General features: G+C 37.0%; 18 protein-coding genes. 3 read left to right on the forward strand and 15 right to left on the reverse strand.

Going from position 1 to position 23,802, the window contains the following annotated elements; all coding sequences use genetic code 11:
* Positions 1–72: 72 nt before the first annotated feature.
* Together J0A69_RS16045 and J0A69_RS16050 are read right to left on the reverse strand one after the other, a co-directional pair.
* Positions 73–4,113, reverse strand: coding sequence for a hybrid sensor histidine kinase/response regulator transcription factor (locus J0A69_RS16045; protein ID WP_206587610.1), 4,041 nt, complete (start codon positions 4,111–4,113; stop codon positions 73–75).
* A 352-nt stretch (positions 4,114–4,465) separates the two neighbouring features.
* Positions 4,466–5,179: a YoaK family protein gene (locus tag J0A69_RS16050; RefSeq protein ID WP_236032920.1), complete on the reverse strand. Its 714-nt coding sequence runs from the start codon at positions 5,177–5,179 to the stop codon at positions 4,466–4,468.
* Between the two features lie 489 nt (positions 5,180–5,668).
* Between J0A69_RS16050 and J0A69_RS16055 the strand changes: the two genes are divergently transcribed.
* Positions 5,669–5,989 carry a hypothetical protein gene (locus J0A69_RS16055; protein ID WP_206587612.1) on the forward strand — a complete coding sequence of 107 codons (321 nt, stop codon included), beginning with the start codon at positions 5,669–5,671 and terminating at the stop codon, positions 5,987–5,989.
* Between the two features lie 574 nt (positions 5,990–6,563).
* On the opposite strand, the gene J0A69_RS16060 is transcribed toward J0A69_RS16055, so the two are convergent.
* The 11 genes from J0A69_RS16060 to J0A69_RS16110 form a co-directional block, all read right to left on the reverse strand.
* Positions 6,564–6,797 carry an acyl carrier protein gene (locus J0A69_RS16060; RefSeq protein WP_206587613.1) on the reverse strand — a complete coding sequence of 78 codons (234 nt, stop codon included), beginning with the start codon at positions 6,795–6,797 and terminating at the stop codon, positions 6,564–6,566.
* Positions 6,798–6,839: 42 nt separating this feature from the next.
* Complete coding sequence (locus J0A69_RS16065; RefSeq protein ID WP_206587614.1) at positions 6,840–9,998, reverse strand: efflux RND transporter permease subunit; 3,159 nt, start codon at positions 9,996–9,998, stop codon at positions 6,840–6,842.
* 1 nt (position 9,999) lies between these two features.
* Positions 10,000–11,052 (reverse strand): efflux RND transporter periplasmic adaptor subunit, encoded by a 1,053-nt coding sequence (locus tag J0A69_RS16070; RefSeq protein WP_206587615.1) that lies wholly within the window; start codon positions 11,050–11,052, stop codon positions 10,000–10,002.
* Between the two features lie 17 nt (positions 11,053–11,069).
* Positions 11,070–12,443 carry a TolC family protein gene (locus tag J0A69_RS16075; protein WP_236032921.1) on the reverse strand — a complete coding sequence of 458 codons (1,374 nt, stop codon included), beginning with the start codon at positions 12,441–12,443 and terminating at the stop codon, positions 11,070–11,072.
* A gap of 72 nt (positions 12,444–12,515) precedes the next feature.
* Entirely contained in the window at positions 12,516–12,977 is a 462-nt protein-coding gene (locus J0A69_RS16080; RefSeq protein ID WP_206587616.1) for a GbsR/MarR family transcriptional regulator, read from the reverse strand.
* Between the two features lie 476 nt (positions 12,978–13,453).
* Entirely contained in the window at positions 13,454–14,134 is a 681-nt protein-coding gene (locus tag J0A69_RS16085) for a TMEM175 family protein (protein ID WP_317194879.1), read from the reverse strand.
* A 161-nt stretch (positions 14,135–14,295) separates the two neighbouring features.
* Entirely contained in the window at positions 14,296–14,622 is a 327-nt protein-coding gene (locus J0A69_RS16090) for a bleomycin resistance protein (RefSeq protein WP_236032922.1), read from the reverse strand.
* 276 nt (positions 14,623–14,898) lie between these two features.
* Positions 14,899–15,948, reverse strand: a complete 1,050-nt coding sequence (locus J0A69_RS16095; protein ID WP_206587617.1) for an alpha/beta fold hydrolase — start codon at positions 15,946–15,948, stop codon at positions 14,899–14,901.
* A gap of 110 nt (positions 15,949–16,058) precedes the next feature.
* Positions 16,059–16,475 carry a hypothetical protein gene (locus J0A69_RS16100; protein ID WP_206587618.1) on the reverse strand — a complete coding sequence of 139 codons (417 nt, stop codon included), beginning with the start codon at positions 16,473–16,475 and terminating at the stop codon, positions 16,059–16,061.
* A gap of 173 nt (positions 16,476–16,648) precedes the next feature.
* On the reverse strand, positions 16,649–17,125 hold the full coding sequence (locus tag J0A69_RS16105) for a hypothetical protein (RefSeq protein ID WP_206587619.1): 477 nt from the start codon (positions 17,123–17,125) through the stop codon (positions 16,649–16,651).
* A 403-nt stretch (positions 17,126–17,528) separates the two neighbouring features.
* Positions 17,529–20,327, reverse strand: a complete 2,799-nt coding sequence (locus tag J0A69_RS16110; RefSeq protein ID WP_206587620.1) for a TonB-dependent receptor — start codon at positions 20,325–20,327, stop codon at positions 17,529–17,531.
* A 146-nt stretch (positions 20,328–20,473) separates the two neighbouring features.
* Between J0A69_RS16110 and J0A69_RS16115 the strand changes: the two genes are divergently transcribed.
* Positions 20,474–21,346 carry a sulfite exporter TauE/SafE family protein gene (locus tag J0A69_RS16115; RefSeq protein ID WP_206587621.1) on the forward strand — a complete coding sequence of 291 codons (873 nt, stop codon included), beginning with the start codon at positions 20,474–20,476 and terminating at the stop codon, positions 21,344–21,346.
* A 54-nt stretch (positions 21,347–21,400) separates the two neighbouring features.
* Positions 21,401–21,811, forward strand: a complete 411-nt coding sequence (locus tag J0A69_RS16120) for an RrF2 family transcriptional regulator (protein ID WP_206587622.1) — start codon at positions 21,401–21,403, stop codon at positions 21,809–21,811.
* 238 nt (positions 21,812–22,049) lie between these two features.
* Here J0A69_RS16120 and J0A69_RS16125 read toward each other — a convergent pair whose 3' ends face one another.
* Together J0A69_RS16125 and J0A69_RS16130 are read right to left on the reverse strand one after the other, a co-directional pair.
* Entirely contained in the window at positions 22,050–22,733 is a 684-nt protein-coding gene (locus J0A69_RS16125) for a hypothetical protein (RefSeq protein ID WP_206587623.1), read from the reverse strand.
* 376 nt (positions 22,734–23,109) lie between these two features.
* Complete coding sequence (locus J0A69_RS16130) at positions 23,110–23,802, reverse strand: potassium channel family protein (protein ID WP_206587624.1); 693 nt, start codon at positions 23,800–23,802, stop codon at positions 23,110–23,112.

The following is a 23,802-nucleotide window of genomic DNA, read 5'->3' on the forward strand; positions in this document are numbered from 1 at the left end:
AAGAGGTGAAATGGTTCAAAATGAAAAAAGACATCTTGTGGATGTCTCTCTTAGATAGCATAATATGCTCTATTAGGCCTTTTGAAGTATCTTTTGGCGGTACTCTGATGGAAGGCATTCAAACTGCTGCTGAAAACACTTCGTGAAATATTTGTAGTCATTGAAACCAACTTCAAATGCAACTTGACTTAATTTAATATCAGATTGCAAAATCATTTTTGCAGCATGTTTCAACTTCAATGATCTGATAAAACCGGTAAGTGAAAGTCCTGTTAGCGCTTTGATCTTTCGGAAAAGTGTGGACTGACTCATATTGAGTTCATCTACCATCACTTCAATTCCAAAATCTTCATTCTGTAAATTATCGTTTACTAAAGCGATTGCTTTTTCAATAAAAAGGCTGTCAAGGTTATTATCTGAAACAGTAGTTGTTTCAGGTTCGAACCTAACTTTATTTAGAAAATGCTCCCTTAGAATTTTTCTATTGGCCAGAATATTCTGAATCCTGGTTTTTACAATTCCCGGATTAAATGGCTTCGTAATATAATCATCAGCTCCTTCCTGCAAACCATCCATTTCATAGGTCAATGAAGCCCTTGCTGTCAAAAGAATGACAGGAATATGAGAAGTATTGATTTGATTTTTAATCTCATGACATAACCTGATCCCGTCCATATTTGGCATCATCACATCACTGATCACTAGATCCGGAAGCTCTTTCTGCACTAATTCCAAGGCCTTTTGTCCATCTACAGCCTCCATCACATCATATTCCTCAGAAAGGAGAGATTTGAGATATATCCTGATGTCCTCACTGTCATCAGCAATCACAATAGAAAACTCTTTTTTAGATGAAGTGATTTTGAGCAGCTGTTTGTCCTCTAAATCCAATTCACCAGAAAGCTGTAATCCTTGTCCTTCCACTAAGTCATTTGTGGATATTTTCTGAATAGTCTGAATCACTGGCAAAACAATTCGGATACAAGTTCCCTTTCCTTCTTCACTTTCTACTGAAATCACTCCTTGATGCAAATTCACAATGTTTTTTGAAAAAGCCAGACCTATTCCGCTACCCACCAAGTTGGAAGTCTCAGAGTTCTGAACTTGATAGAATCGGTCAAAAATCTTTTGAGATTCGAGATTAGACATGCCAATACCAGTATCAGCGACCGTCATGATCAAATTTTCCTCCTCCTGATGTATTCTTACGTGAATTTTACCATCCTCCTTTGTGTATTTAAATGCATTTGACAATAGGTTCATCAGGACTATCTCCATTTGATTTCTATCGAAATCAAAATACAACTCCTCCAATTCAGTTTCGAAAGTGAATTCAATATTTTTACGAATTGCGAGACTTTTAAAACTAAGGTATACTTCTCGGGATAAATCGATAAAGTTGGAACGGGTAACTTTTAAGAGTAATAGGCCATGTTCTGACTTTCGGAAATCCAATAGCTGATTAATTAATTTCAGCATTCGCTTGGCATTCGACTCTACCAAAAGCAATTTTTCCTTGATCGTCTCTTTCAGGTCATTTCGCTCAATAAGTTCAGTGACAGGACTTAATATTAAGGTAAGTGGAGTTCTAAATTCATGTGAAATATTGGTGAAGAAAGTAATCTTAGCTTCATTCAGTTCATGCTCTTTCTCTTTCTCAATTTGGATAATCCTCAACTCCGCCTTAAGTCTAGCTTGTCTGACAGAAATATATCGGATAATTAGAATAATCCCGATCACCAAAATGAAATATAAAATGAAAGCTATTCCGGTTAACCAAGGCGGAGTTGCAATATGAATCTTCAGTGATTTGACAGGGCTCCAGTCAATGTTGTTTCTACTTGCCCTGAGTAAAATTTCATAATCGCCATGTTGAAGTCCCGTGAAACTCAATTGATTTACTGTACCAAGATTCACCCAGGAATCATTCATTCCTTTTACCTGATAGCTATAAAAGATATTTTCCGGACCAAAAAAATCATTTACAGTAAATGTTAATGAAAGGTGATTTTGGGAATAACCCAAATCAATTTTATCAGTATTATGAATTGAATTCTCAAGAATTACTTTTCCATCCACCTCATCTCCCACATTCAAAGATTTATTATTTACAGTAAGTCTTGTCAAGATTACTTCAGGGATAGTAAAATCATCTGAAATCAATCGCGGGTCAAAAGATATCAAGCCATTTGATCCTCCAAAGTAAATTTTACCATCGCTATCAACAAATGAAGCTCCACTGTGAAATGAGTCTATCATCACTCCGTCTTCCCGGTCAAAATTGACAAAGGTCTTATCCCCAGGTCTGAATCTTGTGATAGAAGTCATGGTGCTCAACCATAAATTCCCTTTGGAATCCTGCTCAACTGCACAAATAAAATCATTGGATAAACCTGAGCTTCTATCAAATGAATCTATAATTTCCAATTTATCTCTTGAATTTCTCAAGGAAATCAAGCCTGTTGGAGTTGCCAAATAACAGGTATCACCTTGGAAATAGAGATCATTAATAATGATGGCTGATAGGTCTTTTACCTTCAGTTCATTTTGAGAAATGAAATTCTGTTTATTCTCATCAAATAGATTGATTCCCGAGTAAGTCCCTAACCAGATTTTTCCAAATTTATCTTCTTTGATCTGGCTAATTCGATTATTTGTTAGGGTATGATTAACCTCAGTTTCTGAAAAAATTGTCCAATTCATGAGTTCAGGGTCAGAATCTAATTTGGTCATTTTCAAACCATACTGTTGGGTTCCCAACCAAAGCCTATTCTTACTATCCTGTAAGATTGCGGTGATTTTTTGCTGCCTGAATAAGTGTTTTGGGTTATCAAAATCCCTGTTTTTGATCACATAAAGCCCTTTTCCAGTACCTACATAAAGGTGATTCCCTTTTTCAAAAACACAGTTTATCCTGGTTTTTTCTATACTTTTTATCCAAGAATAGGAAGCTGATTTATTATCAGAATAAAGTCCTTCCATTAAAGTTCCTTTGTAAGAAACCCCTTTACTATCTTTAAAAAAAGTAGTGATATTATGATCAGAAATCTGCTGATCTGAGGCATTCCTTGCTATTTCGAAGCCTTTATTGGGATACAAAATTAATGCTCCTCCCTGAGAAGTTCCCAGCCATGCAATCCCATTATCATCAATATCTATACTCATGATGATAGAGTAGTTGATATTATTTACATCAGCACCTTGAGGGTTGGTATTTACGCGCTTAAAATTTTTAACCTCTGAATCACTGATAAATAGTCCATCTCCCCAACTCCCAAACCATAATCTATTTTTAGCGTCTAACGCAATGCTTTTGACAAACCTCGCTTCAATCGATATAGGCACTTCTTTAACTTTTTGATCTTCATAATCAAAATTAGATAAGGCAACCCGATTGATTTCCTGATTTCCAATCAACCAAATCTTATTCCGATGAATGTCTTCCACCATGTTGTAAAACGTTTTGGAAGTTGGAAATCTCAGGACACGGGATTCGGAAGGATCAAATTTAAATAACTGTCTACCAGACAAATACCAAACATTTTTATATTGATCTACTAGAATACTGTAAATAGGTGAATTGGACTTGTAATGATGAATTAACTCCTCCTTCAAGGGGTCAATAACGTATAAGCCACTGTTCCAAGTGCCTACCCAGATCATTCCATCTCCATCCTGATTAATAGAAATGACTCGTAGTTTTTTATTGAAGTTGGTTGAAAAAATATGATTCATGTTCTGGATTCTATTCTTTTTGGAATCCAAGACCGATAGTCCACCACCTTTTGTACCTATCCAGATTAAGTTATCCCGATCTTTAAAAAGCGTTTCTATATTTTCATTTTCCAAACCCTGAAAACCCACTCCAGGTCTGAAATCAGTGAAATTATAACCGTCAAATTTCGAGATGCCCCCCTCGGTAGCAAAAAACTTCAAGTTGTTTTCATCGGAAACCACTTTGGTGACAAAATTACTAAGCAATCCTTTTCTGACATTGATCACATCGATGGAAAATTCCTCTTGAGAAAGAATTTCCTGCTCTGCCTTTAAAGCATTATTAAGGGAGAATACGATAAGAAAAGTAATAATTAATCTCACGCTTATTTGGGTCATTGTTTGGTGCATAAGAAGTATCATTCAAAAATCAACCTCCTAACAGTTTTAAATTTAAAACTTTCAAATTGTTATTAGCATTAAAACTATTCATGATAGAAAGAAATTACATGGTTCAATCGGTCAGATAGAAGGACAAAACATTCATTCTATTAAAAATTGTAGCTTTTATAAGCTTTATAAATCAAAGAATTAAACAGAGATTTTATCTCTATCAATTTTCCTTCTACTGAATTCTGGCCTGGTTAAGATAGGTTAAGTGTAAATGGCTATAAACCTTTCTAAATTATGTATTCTCTAGGAAGCCAATTGTATGAAGATATATTTCCTCCAGAAGTCAGTTTTAAATTATTTAAACAGTTGTATCTATTGAAGTTTTACTCTGATGAAGTTTTCTCTTCATGATTAATACTTTATACCTAAAGTCATCGTAAAAAAGGCTGGCGATTAAAATCAAAGCGGCTACAAGCAAGGTTTTTAATCCAAGTTCCGTCTTGGAATAAAGAAATCCACCGATTAACCCACCTAAAAAAAAGGATGAAATAATAGATATCCTGAGTTTAATACCTGCTTTAAGTTTTTCTCTATTGGGATATTCCTTTGGAAAGAATAATTGGGAAATATCAATGCCTAAATCCGTAAAAAGTCCAGTTAGGTGGGTTGTTCTCACCACTGCATTTGAAATTTTGGTTACGTAGGAGTTTTGAAGACCCATTGCAAAAAGTAAGCAGCAAACTAATAAGTCCGGATAAATTTCAACTAGTGTATTACTGAGCCCTCCAACAATGATTAAAATCAGGCCTTCAATCAATGTTGGGATCAGAAAAACATTCAATTTTTTATTTTCCTTAAACTTTTCAATTAAGAAACCAGATAAAAAAGAACCCAGAAGAAAGGAAAAAATATAAAGAAAATAGATCAATCCTTTCCAAAAGGCAAAATCCGCCACATCATTAATAAACAGCGCAAAATGACCTGTCACATTAGTCGTTAATTGCTTAAATGCAAGAAAACCTGAAACGTTTACAATTCCGGCAACCAAAGAAAGAACAATTGCAATCCGCAAGTTATGTTTTAAAGTCCTGCTCTTTCCCTGGTGTCTAAACATTTGGCAAATACCTTCCTGTTTTCTTGAATAATAAAAGTAAAGCTAATTCCTAAGACTGAGTATTTGAGCTTCAAGATAACCAAACAATCACATAGAATTTGAGAAGAATATCTATGTGAAAAATTCAGTCAATAAATGTATTACCCAAGTGAAAAGGGAAACAGGATAAATATTAAAAATTTATTGATTTCAAATTACCTTCTTCTGCCATAAGGCACCCATGTGAAATGCCTCAATGGTATAATTTTTTGATATTTTAAGAACAAAATGACCATTTTTTCTACACTAAAATTATAATTATTCATTCAAAAACTCCATTTAAGAGGTTTTTAGGTGGTTGGCATACCATTGGCAAATAGATAAACAAGTTCTGATGGTAATACATCGGGATCAGGGGTCCGGACTCCAACTAATTAAATTTCAAACACTAATTAACCAACTATCATTATGAAAATGACGCTTTTAATGTCCGCTATGTTATTTGGTGGCGTGGCCATGGCAACTCCACAAATAACGCTTGAGAATCCTCACTCAGAATCAATCTTGTTTCAACAAGAAAAGGTAAAAATTGAAGCTGAATCTTTGCCTGATGCAGTAAAAACCACAATCGGTAATGATGAAACTGTAAAATCATTAAAAATTGCAGAGGCATTTCAAATTACTCAGCTTGATGGAACCTTCCACTATGAAGTGGTCTTTGACGACGGTACCGAAGAAAAACTAACCAAAAAATATGATCAGGAAGGAAATGAAATCAAAGAGGTATAATCCTTTTCCTGCTTAATAGAAAGCATCGGGTTATTCACTCGGTGCTTTTTTTGTACCCCATCCATTCCCCTTATCTATCCAAAAGTCTGGAACAAGGGATATCCATCCTGCTTCAGAAAGTTAATCAATAATTTTAAACCCAAGATTTTTCACTCTTTCTCCATTTAGAAGAGAATAGGGTTCATCAGAGTTTCACCACTTGTTCTGAAAACCTTTTTATGGACTATTATGAGAAAGAAGCAAAGCGATCGAAGAATACATCAATGAAAAAGCAGACATCAATCTTTCTTCAGTTTTTGATCAATACCATAGAGATATCAGGATCTCTATTTCCAGCTATATGTCAAGGATAATAAACTATACTTCCTTAGGCAAAACGTCATTCAAACTTTCAAAATACGCGTAAAAGTAACTCTCAATTCTGGAGAAGAGATGCTTGGCTAAAAGCCACGACTAGGTGGAGTTCCCAGGATCTTCCAAACTCAGAAATACATTTGATCAAAAGTTTAATGTTGGAACTTTAATTATCCCCGGAAAGCAAAAAAGCGGCCCCAAAATGGAGCCGCTTTTCCTTTCAACAAATCATCAACAATTCTATCAACTGATAAGGAGCTTGTACTGTATTGACTTTGTCGTCATTGATCTCCTTGTGAAGCTCATATTCCAGATCGAAAATCAAACCGGATACAAAGACTTTATCCATCTTTAGATCTTGCTCAAAGCGATCGTATTTTCTTTTCCCTTTAAGTGATATCCCATATTGCTGAAATACCTTTTCTATCTTTTTTAGCTCATTATTAGTTTTCATAAGCTTCTTATTTCGGGGAATACCCATTTGACAAATATTCTATTAAACGTATGCTGCAGCCTCAGATTCAAACTCCTCAACATTGGTGTCTTCCAATGCGATATGCGTCTTCTCGCCCTTACCGATTCTTGCCATAAATCGGTCAAACAAGTAATAAATCACAGGTACGACGATCAAAGTCAGGAACATGGATGACATCAATCCCCCGATAATTACCCAGGCCAGACCGTTTTTCCACTCTGCTCCTGCTCCACCTGCCAAAGCAATTGGAAGCATCCCGATCACCATTGCCAAAGTGGTCATCAAAATCGGTCTGAATCGGATCTTCACAGCTTTTTCCAATGCCGCTTTGACCTCAACTCCAGCCTCTTTCAATTGATTGGTGAAATCCACCAAGAGTATCGCATTCTTTGCTACCAACCCCATCAACATGATCAATCCCATGATACTGAAAATACTCAGTGTTCCTTTGGTAAGTGCCAAAGCAAGCAAGGATCCAATCAAAGCCATTGGCAAGGAGAACATAACCACCAAGGGATAGATATAGGAATCATACAATGCGACCATGATCAGATAAATCAAAATAATCGATGCCAAAAGGGCCAATCCCAAACTTCCAAACCCTTCACTCTGGTTTTTCATATCTCCATCATAATTGATCTGAACTTGCTGAGGTAATGTCATTTGATCTATTGCAGCAGTTAACTCTGCTCCGACGGTTCCTGAAGGAACGCCTGCAACTTGGGAAGTGATTTTTACAGAGGAAACCCGGTCTCTTCTCTCCAGCTTGGTAGGACCTTCTGATTGAGTGACGGTAGCAAATTGAGAAAGCTTTACCTGTTGTCCTTTTCTGTTCAAAAACGCTAGATTCTCTACATCCGAAATGGATTTTCTGTCAAATTCATTCAGCTTCACCATGATGTCATATTCGTAGTCACCATCCGTGTATTTGGAATCATCATTTCCATTAAATGCTACCTGAAGGGCTCCTCCGACCATGTCCATGGATAAGTTCAACTCATTCATTTTATCCCGATCCACCTCGATCTTGATTTCTGGGTTACCAGCTTCCAAAGAACTTTCTATTTTCCTCGTCCCTCTTAAATTTGCCAAGATGGACATAATCTTTTCTGAAGTCACGCGAATACTGTCCTTGTCAGGCCCAGAAACAATCACTTGGATCGGAGCATCATTCGCAGTACCCATGATGGAAATCGGGACAGCAGTGTATTCCGCTCCTGTAATGGTTTCTTCCAAGGTATTTTCCACTTGTCGTGCATAGTCAGGACCTGAAAGGCTTCTATGTTTGGCATCTACCAATTTCACCGAAATCTCAGATGTATAAGGAGAAGATTGGGAACCTGTAAACTGCCCACTGGAAACCCCAACTGTGGTAAACACTTCAGTCACCTCTGGAAGTGTTCTCAAATAGTCCTCTACTTCACGAGTCTTGAAGTTAGTCTGCTCCAATGTGGCATCTTTTGGCAATTCCAATCTCAGAATAAATTCTCCTCGATCTCCTTCGCTGACAAATTCACTTCCTATAAACCCTTTGATTACCAAGAAGAAAGAGGAAATAAACAAGACGAAAGTCAAACCGAGCAGTGCGAATTTATGTGCAAAACCCCATCTCAAAATATCCACCAACCAATCCACAAAGCCATCCAATGCACTTTCGAAACCATAGACAATTTTTCCAAAAAAGGAATTCTTATCCAAATGCTCCAGCTTAGAAAAGCGGGAAGTCAAGAGCGGAATCAAGGTAAATGCTACCAACAACGAAATCAATGTAGCCGTGGCGACCGTGATACTGAATTGGGTAAGAATCCCCGCGATCAGACCACCGGTCATTGCCAACGGTACAAACACAACAATAATAACTAGGGTGATAGAAACAACTGTTGATCCTATTTCTCGAATACCATCATAAGAAGCCTGAGCAATGGATTTACCCATCTCCAAGTGACGATAAATGTTTTCAATTACCACAATGGCATCATCGACAAGGATACCTACGACCAAAGACAAGGCGAGTAAGCTCATCAAATTCAAAGTAAATCCTGCCAGATACATTACCGTGAAAGTAGCCACGATAGATGCTGGCACCGCAATCATCACAATGATGGCATTTCTGATGCTATGAAGAAACAGTAACATGATCAAAGCCACCAATAAAATGGCAATTCCAAGATCTTTAATCACATCGTTCGCTGCCTCTAAAGTAAATTCAGAGGTGTTTTGGGAAATCTCAAAAGAAAGACCTTCCGCTCCATAGATATCTTCCAAAATGCTCAATTCATGCTCGATCAATTCAGAAACCTCCACCGCATTGGCATCGGATTGTTTTTGTATTGTCAAACCAATCGCAGCTTTACCATTCAGACGGGTCAGAATCTCTTCATCTTTGTAATCGTCCATTACCTCAGCCACTTCTTTCAATTGAATGGGAGACTGATCGTCACGATAGGCAATGATCAGGTTTTCGATCTGCTCTACGGAAGAAAACTTCCCGGCCAAACGAATCAAAATCTGACTGCTCTCATTCTTTAATCTACCAGTAGGAAAATCAAGATTACTTGCATTGATCGTCTGTGCAATAGTGATTGGCGAGATGCCATACGCTTCCAACTTGTTTCTATCCAGATTGACTTTGATCTCACGCTCTGTACCTCCCAGCATATTTACCTGAGCTACACCACCGATTTTAGCGATGGAAGGTTGGATTTTATTCTTGATCAAATCATAAAACTCAGAAGGATTCAGATTGGAATACACCGCCATTTGCATGATCGGTAAATCATCCAAATCGAATTTCCCAAGACTAGGCGGATCGGCATCTTCCGGTAAATCACCTAAAATCGCATTGATTTTTCTTTGGGCGTCTTGAAGGGAAAGGTCTACATCCTGACCTGCTTCTATTTCTATCGTGATGATGGAGATACTTTCCTGAGAAATGGAATTCATTGATTTAATTCCTTCCAGCGAAGCGACGGCATCCTCTATTTTTTTGGTCACTGAGGTTTCTACCTCAGATGGTGCTGCTCCCGGATACACCGTGGATATGGTGACTACATTGGTTTCCATTTTCGGCAAAAGCTCATAAGACAATTGCGAATAGGAGAATATCCCAAGCAAGGTCAAAACAGTGAAAAGAACGACGACCATGGTCGACCTTTGTATGGATATTTTGGTAATCTGCATCTTACTGAACTTTTACTTTTGTTCCTTCTTTGATATTGATCAAACCGGAGGAAATTACTTCCTGACCTTCGGTCAAACCTTCGATTACTTCGACAGTGCCTTCATCCAAGGTATTGATGGTCACTGGTTGATACACTGCCACTCCGTTTTCAATTAAGTAGACACCTGGGTCTTTCAAACTTCCCACAATGGATTTTCTACTGATTTGAAGCACTTCCTCATTTTGTGCAAATTCAAATTTTGCAGTTCCAAACATACCTGGTTTGATCACATCAGCATCTTTTCCGGTCATTTCCAAAATCACCTCATATTTGAATGAATCATCTGCTTTGTCAGAAATAAAATCCACTTTTCCGGAAAACTCCTGACCATTGATAGCATTGACCGCGACCGGAAGAATATCCCCATTTTTCACCTTGGCTATCTCACTTTCGCTTACTCTTACAGCCAGTTTCAAGGGGTTTTTATTGATGATATCAGCGATCGGCATCCCAGGAGAAACCAAAGTTCCCAGCTCGTAATAGTCTTCATTGATAAATCCTGAAATCGGAGCAGTGATCTGCGTATCTGCCAATCGTTTTTTCAATGCATTAAACTGTGCATCTGCGATTTTGAAACCCTTTTCATTTTCCTCGTATTGCTTTTTTGTAATTGCATCCGTTGCTGCCAAATTTGCATAGCGCTGCAAATCTTTCTCAGCCTGGTCTCTGTTCAATTTTGCGATTTCATAGTCAGCCCGGATCAATCGATCATCCACCTGCACGATCAAGTCTCCACGTTTCACGTAGCTACCTTTCTTCTTCAGGATTTTTACAATAGATCCGGATGTTTCTGACATCAGTTTTAATTCCTGATGTGCTTCGAATACCCCATTTGCCTCAAAATCCCTGTTCACGGTTTTCTTGGCCACTTTTTCAGTCGAAATTGAGATAAACTCACTGGACTTCATCGCCAAGTTTGCCGCCTCATTCATTTCAGTTTTATTGTTATACAGCGTGTAGGCAACTGCCCCTACTGCCATAAAAAGAAAGAAAATAATAATTGCCTTTTTCATTGTTGTCCCTGTTTCGTCTAGTTTAATAGGTTGGTTATTTTTCCAGTGGAATTCAAAATCTCCAATTGGGCTATTCTCACCTGAATGATTTGATTATTGTAGTTTGCCTGAGCGGTTCTTTGGGTGGTTTCAGCATCTAATAAATCTGTTAAAGGACTCAATCCTTCCTTATACAGCAGTTCAGAATCTCTCAAGACATCGTTGGAAAGCTCCAGATTGTCTTTAAGAGAAGAAAGTGTACTCAGAGAATTGTAGTATTTATTGACAGCCGTGTTGTACTCCAACTCAGCGGCATCTTCCGCTTGCATCCTGTCAAGGTTTAATTGCTGGGCACTCACCTTGGACTGAGCAGCTCTAGATTTGGTTTGTAAACCGTCAAAAATTGGGATTTGAAGTTTTAATCCAATCAGAAAACCTTGATACCAAACTTTATTCTGACTCAAGAAATCAAACTCTTGGGCAAATGCATTTTTATTCCAATCTGCAAAACCCACGAGCTGAGGTTGATGCTGAGCTTTGATGTTTTTGTATTCGTACTCGTACAAGGTCTCCTGAACACCTAAAAGCTGAATGTCTTTCCTGTCGAAAATATTGAAATCTGCCACCTCAAAATTCTGGACTCTTTGACTCATATCAGCCACAGATTTATCCAATTTCAGCTCCGTATCAACTGGAATGCCCATGACTAACTTGAGATAACCTTCTCTCTGGTAAATTGAGATTTCAAGGTTTTCCAATTCGCTTTTGACAGAGCTCAAATTCACCTTCACTCTGTTTAGATCCACCTTTCTTGCAAGATCATTTTCGTATTGGGATTGAAGGATCTTCTCCAAACTTTCCAATTGATCGATGTTTGCCTGAAGATTTTCTCTTTGAAGATGAAGCTGAATAGCCCCCAGGTAATTCATGGAAATCTCATGAATGACATCTTCTTCAGATTGCTGGGCCAGAAGTCTATAAAACTCCTCCCCTGTTTTGGCTGCTTTCAATCCTATCAGATATGAATTGCTGTAGATCAACTGGCTCAATTCAAATCCTGCTTTTAAGGATTGTGGCACTCCCAAAGAAATCACTTGAATCTCATTTGGATCTCCACCGAAAATCCCTCCAGGTACAGCTTGAGGAAACACATCAATAAAATTGTTGTACTGGCCATAAGCAGAAAACTGCGGTAATCCAGCACCTCTGATTTCATCTCTGTTGTACTTGGCTTTGCTCTCATCCAAAATGGCCTTTTTCAAGTTCCGGTTGTTTTCAAGACCGATCTCGATGCTCTGCCTCAGTGTCAGCGTATCTGGGTATGCGACCTTTTCTGTATTTAAATCCCCTTGACCAAAGGCTCCTAAAGGACTTACCAGAAACATCAGATATGTAAAATATTTTCTGAACATGGTATTAAATAATAGTTGATTTATAATAATAAAGTTGGTTCTGTTTTTAGTGAACTATAAGAATAAATTTTTTTAAGCCTGTTGTTTTTTAAACCGTTCAAATAAGGCAGGTATCTCCTTTTTAAAGAAATCAAGGAAGTTTGAAAAATCTCTCATTCTACAATTGAATTCAGGGGTTTTATCAGTTCTAACTTCCAATACTTCATCTATAAATTTTTGGATCTCAGCAATGTTTTCAAGCTCTTTGGTAAAATCCTCTTTCCAATCACTCACTTTTAAAGCAAAATATCTTTTTCGGTCACCAGGTCTGGTAGAATAAACACATCTTCCCTTTGCCTGAAGAAAAGTCAGCGCATTACTTACCGCACTTTTACTTACTCCTAATTGCTCAACTATTTCATCAAATGAAACTTCACCTTCGTCATGAACCAAGAGCAGACCGATTATTCTTCCAACCAAAGGTTGCATTCCCTTGTGCTCATGGAAAACTCCGATTCGCTCAATTAATTCCTTATGTTTTTCAGTTAATACCATCGCTTGGATTTACAGTTTTGGGTTTATAACGACACAAATATAGAGAAAGTTCTGTTAGTTCTGCAAATACAGAACTAAAAAAATATATTTTTTATGAAAAAACTTCCTTTCAACATGTTGAAATAGAGCAATACTGGGATATACTCGCCTTTATCAAGATCCCTGAGGTAAAGAGGCTAGCAGAACTAAACAATAAACATTTGATCTCCGGCCTTATGCTAAAAATGAATCCTCTGGCTCTTGTGTTTTAGTTTTTCCCTCGATTTGACTTTGAACTTGCTTAGGCGAAACTCCTGTGATAAATGGCAAGATATGCATCATAAATGAGCGTTTGGGTCATGCCTTTGTATCGGAGCTCTTTGGCAGTATTGGGAAAGGGTGATTATAAGCAGGCTAGAATTTAATGAATAAATGATTCCGAGTTTGATAGAATCTTCTGCAAATAATGGGTCTTATAAGGTGAGGGTTAGGATGTCTCATTCATCCTCAAACTCTTTTGATTTATTATTGAATCTGCTATACCATAAAAAAATGAAAGGTGTGTAAAGGAAATAGGTCATTCCCCCTACTACTGACGCCCAAATAAAAGAAAATTCATTGATAACTAAAGTCAACAATATTGATAGCAACGGCACCATAAACATTATTAACATTCTCGATTTCATTGATTTAGTATAGAATTCCTCGTAGGAATTGAGGTTCAATTCTGTTTTTAGTCTCAAAGCTCTGTGGTAGAATAGATACAAAACAAAATAGAGCGCAAATGCAACAAAGCCGTAATAAATCATTAGGTAAGGAACTTTGTCCCCCGGAATATTTACTGCTATTTCAGTATAAAAAAAGAAGTTGGTAAGGAACAAAGTCAAAAATCGAAGCGGATAAACATAAAAAATAACCAAAGCAATAAATACCGTATTTAGAATGGTAAGTAGTGAATCCTCAAGTCTGTATATTTCCGAAAACCTTAAATGCTCCTTCCAAATTAAAATAATGAAAGAAATGCTCATCAGAAATGCTGGTAGTGTTTTTGTGAAAGTCAATAAGTCTTGGAATGAATTCGGATTTGTTAAATTAAAAATGAGTAAGGTGATTGCAATTCCAAAAACAGCATCAGTCAGGTTGTCAAGCCTTGATGCAGTTTCACCTCTATATCTTATTCTGGGGTCGTGGTTTCTATTCTATATTAATCCATTTCTCATTACTATCTGAATTTAGCATTTTTGCTACTGTTCTTAGTATGGTCTCCTAGCATTCCAAAGGGCACTATGCACCATAGTTTCCATGAAAAAATCCTTTTTGTTATTATTTATTTTTCAATTCATAAATTTTGTCCAAATGTCAATAAATTTTTGTCTGGGTCAAGAATTGAAAATTCCTTTTGTCCCCAAGGTTTGATTTCCAATTTTCCATTTGGGTGAATTTCAATCTGTTTTTCCAATAATGATTTATAAAATTCTTCAATGTTGTCCGTCCGAATATAAACTTGACCATAATTTTCATTTGGGTCTAACTCTTTAAATTCAAAGAAATGAATTTGAATTTGGTCTTTTTCCATCATCAAATAACCCTCAAAATCAGCATGCCCAAATTCCTTAAAACCCAATCGGTATGAGTAAAATTCCCGAGTCACTTTCTTGTTCCGCATAGGTAACTTCGGATTGATGTCGGTTAGGATAGTATTATCTTAAAGTTTAATTTTTCAGTTGTTCAAATCAGTACAATACCCGCAATTACTTTTCCTCATGGAAAAACTTCCCAAAGGACCGCCATTGATTTTGAGTAAGGGTTAGAAACGATAAGTGTTCTAATAATTTCCGTTAATGTACTCAATTAACAAAGCGAGTTGAATGAAGGATTAGGAAATTTAGCCTATAATCCGTTAGAACTTTATTATGGTGAGTTTACCAATGGATAAGAATTATTACTTATTCAGTTGATCAAGAAATTCTTTAATATACTTAATAATCAATTTAGGATCATCGCGATACTCATATCCTACTATTTGAGGGACATCAAGTTTTATAAGTTTTAGATTATCACCGAATGCATTGACAAATTTATTCTGTGCTTCAAAAATCGAAGGGTATATATTTTCCATATGATACTCATAGATCTTTCTCTGTAAACTTTTATCTGCTACGAGATTAAGGAAGTAGTCTCTTGCCAAAGAATCACTGATACTGTTAATTTGTTCCAGTCTGTAAATTGAATCATTCGCCATTCGATCTAAATGAGTTTTTAATAATGATGGAGGGAAAGTCTTTATAACATCATCCATCAATTCTGATCCAATAAAGACCAAACTAGTCACTCCGTTCTCATGACCTTGTCTTCCATTTTGAGCGACAAAAGTTAAGGCCGGCACATTTATTTTAATAGAATCATATTTAAAATGTTTTGGCAGATAAGATTTTCTGGCATTCGTAATAGCTTTTCTATTATTTTTCTCTGAATTCGCTGTTGGACTTGCTCTACTAAACATTTCATCAGCTTTGTATTTATCTGAATTCATTATCCCCCAAGAACCTGCAAGACCACTTAAATAAACTAAACCGGCAGTTCTTTGGGGATAATTTTCTGCAAGGTAAGTTAGTTCAGATGTGACCGATGAATTTCCAATGAATATTGCTTTTTCAATATTCAATGCATCAACAAAAGCGATTAAATGATCACCTTGGAATTTCACCGAATAATCCCCTACATCCGATTGCCCATATCCAGGCCGTGTCATCGCCAAAACCTTATTATTTTGTGTTAAAAGTGGACCAAAATCTTTAAATGTATAGGCATCCCATGCTTCTGAATGAATTAGGATTACCGGAATCCCTTCTCCACCAAAATCAAGGTAATGGGTTTGAAGGCCATTAACCTCTATATATTTGCTTTTTAAACTTTTATCATCCTCATTTTGACTAAAGCAATTACCGATTGAAATAACTAGAAGGGTTGAAATTAATATTTGATTTTTCATCTCAGTTTAGTCTAAAGAGTTAATTTTTAAATACACTAAATCGGTTAAAACATAAAATTTAGCCTAATTATAGGCTGCTTGGATTATATTTATAATGTTGTTTTTTCATTTTATATCACATTCTTTTTCAATCCTTTTTTCTTCATAGCTGATAAAAATATAAGTCCTAAAAACACACCAATCATTCCAAAAAAAGCGTCTGTTTTGTCTGGCGTGTTAAGAATTGAAATAAATAATTCAAAAATCAGGTTTACGATTCCAAAAACGATTCCAATGAAAATTATGTGCTTTAATTTTAAACCTACCATTAAACCAACATATCCAACTGTCGCGAAAATCATTAAAGTCAAAGAAAAGTTTGAAATGTGATAGTAAAATCCCGGCATCATATTTACAAGTGCTCCTATTCTTATTCCCTTAAAGTTTCTGCCAAAGAAGAGAAGTAGGGAAAAGCCCAAGATAGCTAAATAGCATAATGCTGACCATATCTTAGGGACGTATTTTAGCGATTTGATAAAGTTTTCCATTTAGTAACTTCTTAATCCAATCATTCATATTATTGAAAATAAATGGCTTGAATTTGGCCTATGGAAGTTTCGAAGCATTTTCCGATCCATCAAAAGAGGAGATGTCTTAGGAGAAAAAACCTTGGAGATAGCCATTCCCCTGCGATACCTACCTTCATTGTGTTGCAGGTTTTTTAAAGTTCTTTGTAATGTTTAAATACTCCGGTAAGGTAAATAAACCCACTAGAAGCTGAAAGTACCATAAAGAGTAAACTAAAATTCCTCCAAGATTTACCTAATTCCTTTAGCTCTAAGTCAATTGCATTTGAAAATTCGGTTGATAAAAATTCTGTCTGTGTAGGGCTTAACAAAACAAAGCCTACCACTCCAGATAATATCCATACTAAACCTCCACTAAGAACCCACTTTCTTAATGAACTTTTCCAGTTGAATATTAAAGTTAGTACCAGAGTTAACAAAACTAAAGATGGAAATTTCTCCCAAAATATATCTGGATTAAAAGCATAAGGACCTTGGGCAGTAATAAGAGATGCTGGCGGAGATTCTATTAGTATTGAAATATTAACAACAATCGCAAAGAGACTTGCACCTGCTTGCATGAAAGTCAATCCTATTAGCAAAATATATGTTACTATACCTATTTTCTTCATTCCACATTGTTTAATTGTGCTAACAGCTCTGGCTTTAGCAAATAGCAGTTTTAAAAACGTCTTTGTCCACCTAACCAAACCAAGTAACACGATTACTATTGGTCAACACTTTCATTTACCTTTCGACATGCCTGTTATTGGCAACTGCTATATTCTCACTTGAATTTCGCCATTTTTCTCCAAATTGTCAGGTAGCTGGAGTTTTGCCAAATGAAGGAAAAGGGGGCAATTGTTTATCAAAATTTTGTCAACAAAAAATCCAACCAACTCAAGTAAGTTAATTTCCAAGGGCAAATATAGGAGTCAATTTAATCGGCATTTTCATGATTTCAACATGGCTTCCTCTTACGCAACTCAATAAAGGTTATAAAATTACTTTCAAATAGACCCCTAGAAAATCAGCCTATTGTTTCCCACTCCATGTACCATCTATGGTCATGGTCAAATAATAAAACCCTCCTATTTCTGGTCCTCCAGTATATTGAGAGTATCTCTGATTCAATAAGTTTGTTCCTCCGACTTTAAACACTGACTTTATCACCGGTAATTTATAAGTGATCTGAGCATCCAGAGTTTGGTAAGCAGGGACTTCCCCATTTGCTAATGGAGCTTTCCACTCAAAGGCGCTTTGCCATCTCCAGGCAATACTATATCCGATTCTTTTGGTCAATTCCCGATCTGTCAGGTTAAGATTTAGAATGTGTGTAGGTGTATTAAAGGGCGTTTCCAAACCACTGTCTCTATTATCCAATTTACTAAGTTCGGCATGGCTGTAGTTTCCGGAAAACACCATTTTCTTAAAGAAATTGTATGAACTTCCCACTGAAAACCCGAAATTTTGATAGGTACTTTTTGAGTTGGTCCACATTCGATACCTGGTTTGCGTAGCATTGTTATCCATTTCAAACCAAGTTGGATCTACTTCTCCTTCAACATTCCCAATCGTACCTATTTTAGGCACTGCTATCTCTATTTGGTCTATAAAATTCCTGTATTGATTGAAATACATATCCATGTCAAAAAAGAGTCTATTTCCAAGCAGACTCGCTTTATAGCCTAAATCAATTGCTTGGATTTCCTCCGGTTTTAGGTAAGTGTAATCATTTCGTACTAGCAAGCCGGAATTCTTAACAACAGCCTCCCTTGAGTCTACACCACTGTTGACATCCGCAGTATTAGCCTCCTGAAATTTATCCACAGAACTTCTCAGATAGGAATTTTCAAACAGCTGCTGATCCTTGGACATCAGTTCGATTCCCCCATAACGGATTACCCCGCCATTGTTAACTGTACTAAATCCTTCAAAAAGTGTCGGAAATCTAAAGCCATTCTGGATTGAGGCACGGATATGATGAGTTTCACTCGGAGAAAAAACAGCTGCCAATCTAGGATTAAATTTTGCATCAAAATATTGTGTTTTGTCAATTCTGCCAGAGCCTAATATTTTGAGTTTATCTTGTGCGAAACGCTTACTTACCTGAGCAAAACCGCCAATTTTTTTATAGTGCAAGGTTGCAAAAGGATCCTCCCCAATAGGATTGGTAAAACTGTTGCCTTCAGGGTGAATATTAAAATCACGGAAATCAGCCCCAACCAAAATATCCACTGTTTTGATAAGATTTTTAAAATCATACTGTCCTTCGAAGTGATAAAAGCTGTGCTCCATGACCAATTGTGCACCTGTATCCCAATTATTGATATGAGCCAGCTCATCTAGCTTCTTGTCAAAAGAACTAGTTCCTGGAACGAACCGCCCTAAATCTGCCGCATTTCTAGCAGCTAAATGAGCTGAAGCAGCATCTAAACCATTGGAAAAGGATGTATTATAAGAATTGGAATAATCTGAATACCATTCCGCGTCCGATTTGAATGCGCGATCCATATTTTCACCTATAGGACGAAGATTATAAGAATCCAAGGTATGCTCCTGAGTCAGATAGCCCTGAAGGAAGTAATTGTCCCCTTTCAGCGAAAGCTTGTGCTGTTGAATTCGATAATTGTCAAGCCTGATTCTGTTACCTCTTTGATAGATCGCATCAGTGGTGCCTATTCTGTACACATAGGCTGCTTCGGTTTTCTCAGTTGGCTTATAGTGTAAAGCGACGTCAGCCTTCAAATTGCCCACTCCATAATCATTATTCACCAGATCCTGTTCATAATACCCTGTCCTACGAACTTCATATCGTTTGCCATCCGCAAGAGTTAAAGTTCTTCGGTTTGAATTTTCATTGCCATAGGAGTTTAAAGGATCAGATCCTGGATTATCTGCTCCGTAAAGTCCAGTAGAGGCATTTGCATTGGGATTGAGCTCCTGGCTGCTATTTGCCATCCAATCTGTACCCTTCATCCATCCCAGATTTACTTTAAATGCCCATTTCTCATTTATTTTTTGAGCGTAGCGCACTGCAGACTGATTGAAAAGCCGGGGACCAAAAGCACTACTGTTGATATGGTTCACACCAATTTGTCCATAAAAACTAAAACCAGTATATAGAAAAGGAGATTTCGTAATCATATTGGAGGTGCCGTTCAATGCATTCAGCCCGTATAAGGCCGAAGACGCTCCAGGAATGATCTCAATACTTTCAACATCAAGTTCTGTTGGCCCAACAGTATTTGCTATGGAAACTCCTAGACCCGGAGCCTGTGTATCAGCACCATCCACCATGGAAAGGAATCTTGCATTGGTAGTATTGGCAAATCCACGGGTATTTGGCACCTTAAATCCCATGCTCAGTGTTGTCATCTGCACTCCCTTCACTGATTCTATTGCATCGAAAAGTGAGGGAGTGGGTGATTCCCGTAAATCCCGAATGGTAAGCTTCTCAATGGAAATTGGGGATTTCATCACAGACTCTTCCACCCTTGAAGCCGTTACAACTACTTCATCAGTGTTCAGAATCGATGGCCTTAGCTTCACATGAATTTCCTGGCTGACTTCAGTGATTTCAAACTCCTTCAGCAAATATCCCAATCCGTATATAACTAAGGTTAGTGGCACATTTCGGTTGGATCTTAAGGAGAATTTTCCATCTAAATCGCTTGAGGTTCCCTGTTGGGTTCCTTTTACCAATATGGCAATTCCCACAAGGGCTTCTTCAGTATCACTGTCTATGATTTTTCCCTTGATTTCAAGTTGTTGGGAATAGACTGAAGCAACGGTAAAAAACAATAGGGCTAGGTTTGTAAGAGCTGTTTTCATTTTATATCATATTAATTTGGTATGAATAGAATGATACAAATGAAAACAAGAATTTATTTAATTCCTATTATTCCTATTATTTTGGTAGGAAATAGATTTTTATCCATTAATTTTGAATCGAAAGAATTTCAGATAAGCATCATGGCATGGAGAAAATATTAATCAGATTAAAAAGTGAGCCTTTCTGGGCCATGTTTTTTGGTTTTTCACTAATGATCTTTGTCCTGGTGGTAACCCAAACTTTTACTGAAGCGATCACAAGTTGGGATCTGGATGTGGAGTTATTCTTATGGTTTGTATTAGTAGGTTTCTTGGCACAAAGCATTGATGGTGCCCTGGGAATGGCCTATGGTGTGAGTTGTAATTCGATCTTGCTTGGTATCGGCATCCCTCCTGCTTCGGCATCTGCCTGGGTCCATTTTGCCCAGGTCTTTACCAGCCTAGCCTCAGGGATTTCACACTGGAAAATGGGAAATGTGGATTGGAAACTGGCTAAGAAACTTTTGATTCCAGGCGTACTGGGTTCGATAGCTGGCGCTTTTTTACTTTCAAATATTGACGGGGATTTGGTAAAACCTTTGATAGCAGTATACCTTTTTGTGATGGGATTTGTGATTTTAAGTAAGGTGTTTAAGAAGAGAAAACCACAATTTGATCCAAACAGTAGAAGTCTGCCCCTGCTTGCCTCTTCAGGAGGTTTTGCAGATGCAATAGGCGGAGGAGGCTGGGGTCCCATTGTCAACAGCACACTACTCAGTAAGGGAAAAATCCCACGCTATGCTATAGGGACAGGTAATTTTGTAGAATTCTTTGTATCACTAGCCAGTGCCAGTACATTTTTGTTCTTTGTGAAAGAACTTAGCTTAGCTCCAGTTTTAGGATTGATTATAGGAGGAATTATCGCAGCACCCTTTGCAGCTTATATTTGTAAGCTGATCAAACCTAAATACCTGATGGTGATGGTCGGTCTCCTGATAATTTTCTTAAGTATCCGAACCATGTATTTGACACTTGCCTAAACAAGTCTGTTCATTTGATGGATTTTTGTAATTTCAGATTATAAAATCTTTCAAATGCTTTCAAAACGCGCCAAGTACGCTATCAAAACTATTCTCTACCTGCAAGATCATGTAGAAGACAAACCCATCTCTGCAAAACTTATCGCATCCCATGAAAATATCCCCTATAAATTTTTGGAAAATATTTTACGTGATCTGAAAACCCATCAGTTGGTAAAAAGTGTAAGAGGTGCAGAGGGTGGCTATACTTTGGCAAAAGATCCATCTGAAATCACAGTGGCCAAAATTATGAGAATCGTGGATGGTCCCATTGCGTTGACTCCTTGTACATCAGAACGGTTTTATGAATCCTGTGCCGAATGTAATGACGAGGAAACTTGCCGTATCCGGAAATTATTCGCAGAAGTCAGATCCGAAATGATCCCCATTCTGGAAAGACCTATTACAACATTAAAAGAAAAATAACTAAGCTTGTCTTCTTTCTAACTAAGGATAGGATTTTTCAATAACATTAAAAAGATAAATGGTGGAATCTTCAGTCAACCTTCTCAGAACCCTGATTTCTTCTAGTATCATTTAAACCCTTTTTCTCTACTTGCTTTCAAAAAATAGACAAAAAAGACCTGATTTTTTATAGAAAGCAAAGCTGAACTATTGGAAAAAAATTGATCAAATCTTAACTGAATAAAGGGTTCAGAGAATTCTAGACCACGTTTCTATTCTTTATTTTCTTCACCAAAGTATTAATATAAACCCTTCTTTCGATTAATTCATCCAGTTTTGCCTCAAAGGTTTTGGTGTCACCCAATTTAGGCCATGTCCATTTTCCTTTAGCCAGAGAATAGGAAAACAAAAGATTGAAGTAATTATAAACTAAAATGCATTTTTGTAAAAAATCGGTCTGAACGACCTGAAATCCTAATTTTTGGGCAGTCCTCTCATTCATGATATAACTGGAACCACGAATGGTTAGCTTTTCTATTTCCTCCTTTTCAAGGTGATTGATCATATGATCCAACCCTTCAAGATACTGCTGCAGGATAAAATTCATTCTCTTTCTTCCATTCATTTTTCTATCAATCACAAAGACATAATCAAACAAAGTTCCCCCATGGATGATCATTTTGCCCTTCTTTGTTTTTTCGGCTAAAAATAAAGGAGAATAATAGACCAAATCGCCAGTTCTTTTTAGAGCTGGCACATCAAAAAATGGAGCAATGATAGATATGGTTATCGGGATGCAAATAATCAAGGGCAGAAAAAAACTGGTTTTCCAGCAAATCAGAAAAACCAAAAGAAGTAGCAGAATAGAAACAATTCCTATTTTTACCTGTATCCAAACCTGTTCTTTATTGGACTTCAGATAAAATCCATGATTTAACTTCAAGATCGAAAAGTTTTATTTTGATTCATCAGTTGACAGCCTAAAACTAAGCAAGAAGTTGGATAAAGCTTGCCTATCCTTAAAGATTCCATTGTCCAAACGTGGAAAAGTCACCAAAACAATAGAGGATATCAATAAATAAAACACCATCTAAAAATGGAGATTTATCTGCTTACAAGAAGCCTCCAACCAAAGATCAAAATAAACAAGACTTTCCTTTTTTAATCTCCCATTTAACTAGAAATCAATTGACCAGACAGATCATATGCTAGGCAAAACAGCAGGTCAAAAAAGGAATACCATTCAACAAAAAGTCACGATTGAAATTTTAAATGGCCCTTTTCGAAAAAGTAGAAGAAAATTTTAAAAGACACTCATCTTACATTTTTTCAAACTTTAGGAAGTCTTTGAGATGTTTATTGGATCCATATAATACCAATATATCTGTGACCTCGAGTTTTTGATCGGGTGTTGCCAATCCTTGGATGTTCAATTCAGTCTGATTGGATCCAAGTCTGCTTTTTACCTCATGTTGCTTCATAATTGTCAAAACCAATAAGTTGAATTTGCTCCTAAAACCAATTTCCCGGATGGTTTGTCCAACATATTCACGAGGCACCTTGGCCTCAACTATACTAAAGTGTTCATTTAATTCAAATGAATCCACCACGTTTTTTATGCAGAGCTTTTTTGACCATCTCTCAGCAGTTTCTTCTTCGGGGTGGACTATTTCATCCACACCAATTGCTTTCAGGACTTTTTCGTGAAGCGGATTAATCGCCCTACTGATCAGCCGTTTGACTTCCATGTTTTTAAAAATAGCCGTCGACATAATGTTTGCTCCTTGATCCTCGCCGATAGCAACGATCACAATATCGGTATCTTCCAAGGGAAGTCCTGAAACAGTAAACTCATCCGTGGCATCCATGCAGATGGTATGGGAAATTTTCTCTTTATATAAATCCACCTTTTCCATTCTGGTATCTATACCTATTACTTCATTTCCCTGAGCTGTCAATTTTTGAGAGAGGGAAGCGCCAAAGTTTCCAAGACCTACGATGATATACTTCAT

This window comes from Algoriphagus pacificus (assembly GCF_017254845.1).
GTDB classification, from domain to species: Bacteria; Bacteroidota; Bacteroidia; order Cytophagales; family Cyclobacteriaceae; genus Algoriphagus; species Algoriphagus pacificus.

Excerpts from the sequence above, each read along its gene's own strand:
- J0A69_RS16090 (WP_236032922.1), bottom strand. The coding sequence starts at position 14,622 with ATGCGGAACAAGAAAGTGACTCGGGAATTTTACTCATACCGATTGGGT.
- J0A69_RS16095 (WP_206587617.1), bottom strand. The coding sequence starts at position 15,948 with ATGAAAAATCAAATATTAATTTCAACCCTTCTAGTTATTTCAATCGGT.
- J0A69_RS16060 (WP_206587613.1), bottom strand. The coding sequence starts at position 6,797 with ATGAAAACTAATAATGAGCTAAAAAAGATAGAAAAGGTATTTCAGCAA.
- J0A69_RS16110 (WP_206587620.1), bottom strand. The coding sequence starts at position 20,327 with ATGAAAACAGCTCTTACAAACCTAGCCCTATTGTTTTTTACCGTTGCT.
- J0A69_RS16105 (WP_206587619.1), bottom strand. The coding sequence starts at position 17,125 with ATGAAGAAAATAGGTATAGTAACATATATTTTGCTAATAGGATTGACT.
- J0A69_RS16130 (WP_206587624.1), bottom strand. The coding sequence starts at position 23,802 with ATGAAGTATATCATCGTAGGTCTTGGAAACTTTGGCGCTTCCCTCTCT.
- J0A69_RS16100 (WP_206587618.1), bottom strand. The coding sequence starts at position 16,475 with ATGGAAAACTTTATCAAATCGCTAAAATACGTCCCTAAGATATGGTCA.
- J0A69_RS16045 (WP_206587610.1), bottom strand. The coding sequence starts at position 4,113 with ATGACCCAAATAAGCGTGAGATTAATTATTACTTTTCTTATCGTATTC.
- J0A69_RS16070 (WP_206587615.1), bottom strand. The coding sequence starts at position 11,052 with ATGAAAAAGGCAATTATTATTTTCTTTCTTTTTATGGCAGTAGGGGCA.
- J0A69_RS16115 (WP_206587621.1), top strand. The coding sequence starts at position 20,474 with ATGGAGAAAATATTAATCAGATTAAAAAGTGAGCCTTTCTGGGCCATG.
- J0A69_RS16080 (WP_206587616.1), bottom strand. The coding sequence starts at position 12,977 with ATGGTATTAACTGAAAAACATAAGGAATTAATTGAGCGAATCGGAGTT.
- J0A69_RS16075 (WP_236032921.1), bottom strand. The coding sequence starts at position 12,443 with ATGTTCAGAAAATATTTTACATATCTGATGTTTCTGGTAAGTCCTTTA.
- J0A69_RS16065 (WP_206587614.1), bottom strand. The coding sequence starts at position 9,998 with ATGCAGATTACCAAAATATCCATACAAAGGTCGACCATGGTCGTCGTT.
- J0A69_RS16055 (WP_206587612.1), top strand. The coding sequence starts at position 5,669 with ATGAAAATGACGCTTTTAATGTCCGCTATGTTATTTGGTGGCGTGGCC.
- J0A69_RS16120 (WP_206587622.1), top strand. The coding sequence starts at position 21,401 with ATGCTTTCAAAACGCGCCAAGTACGCTATCAAAACTATTCTCTACCTG.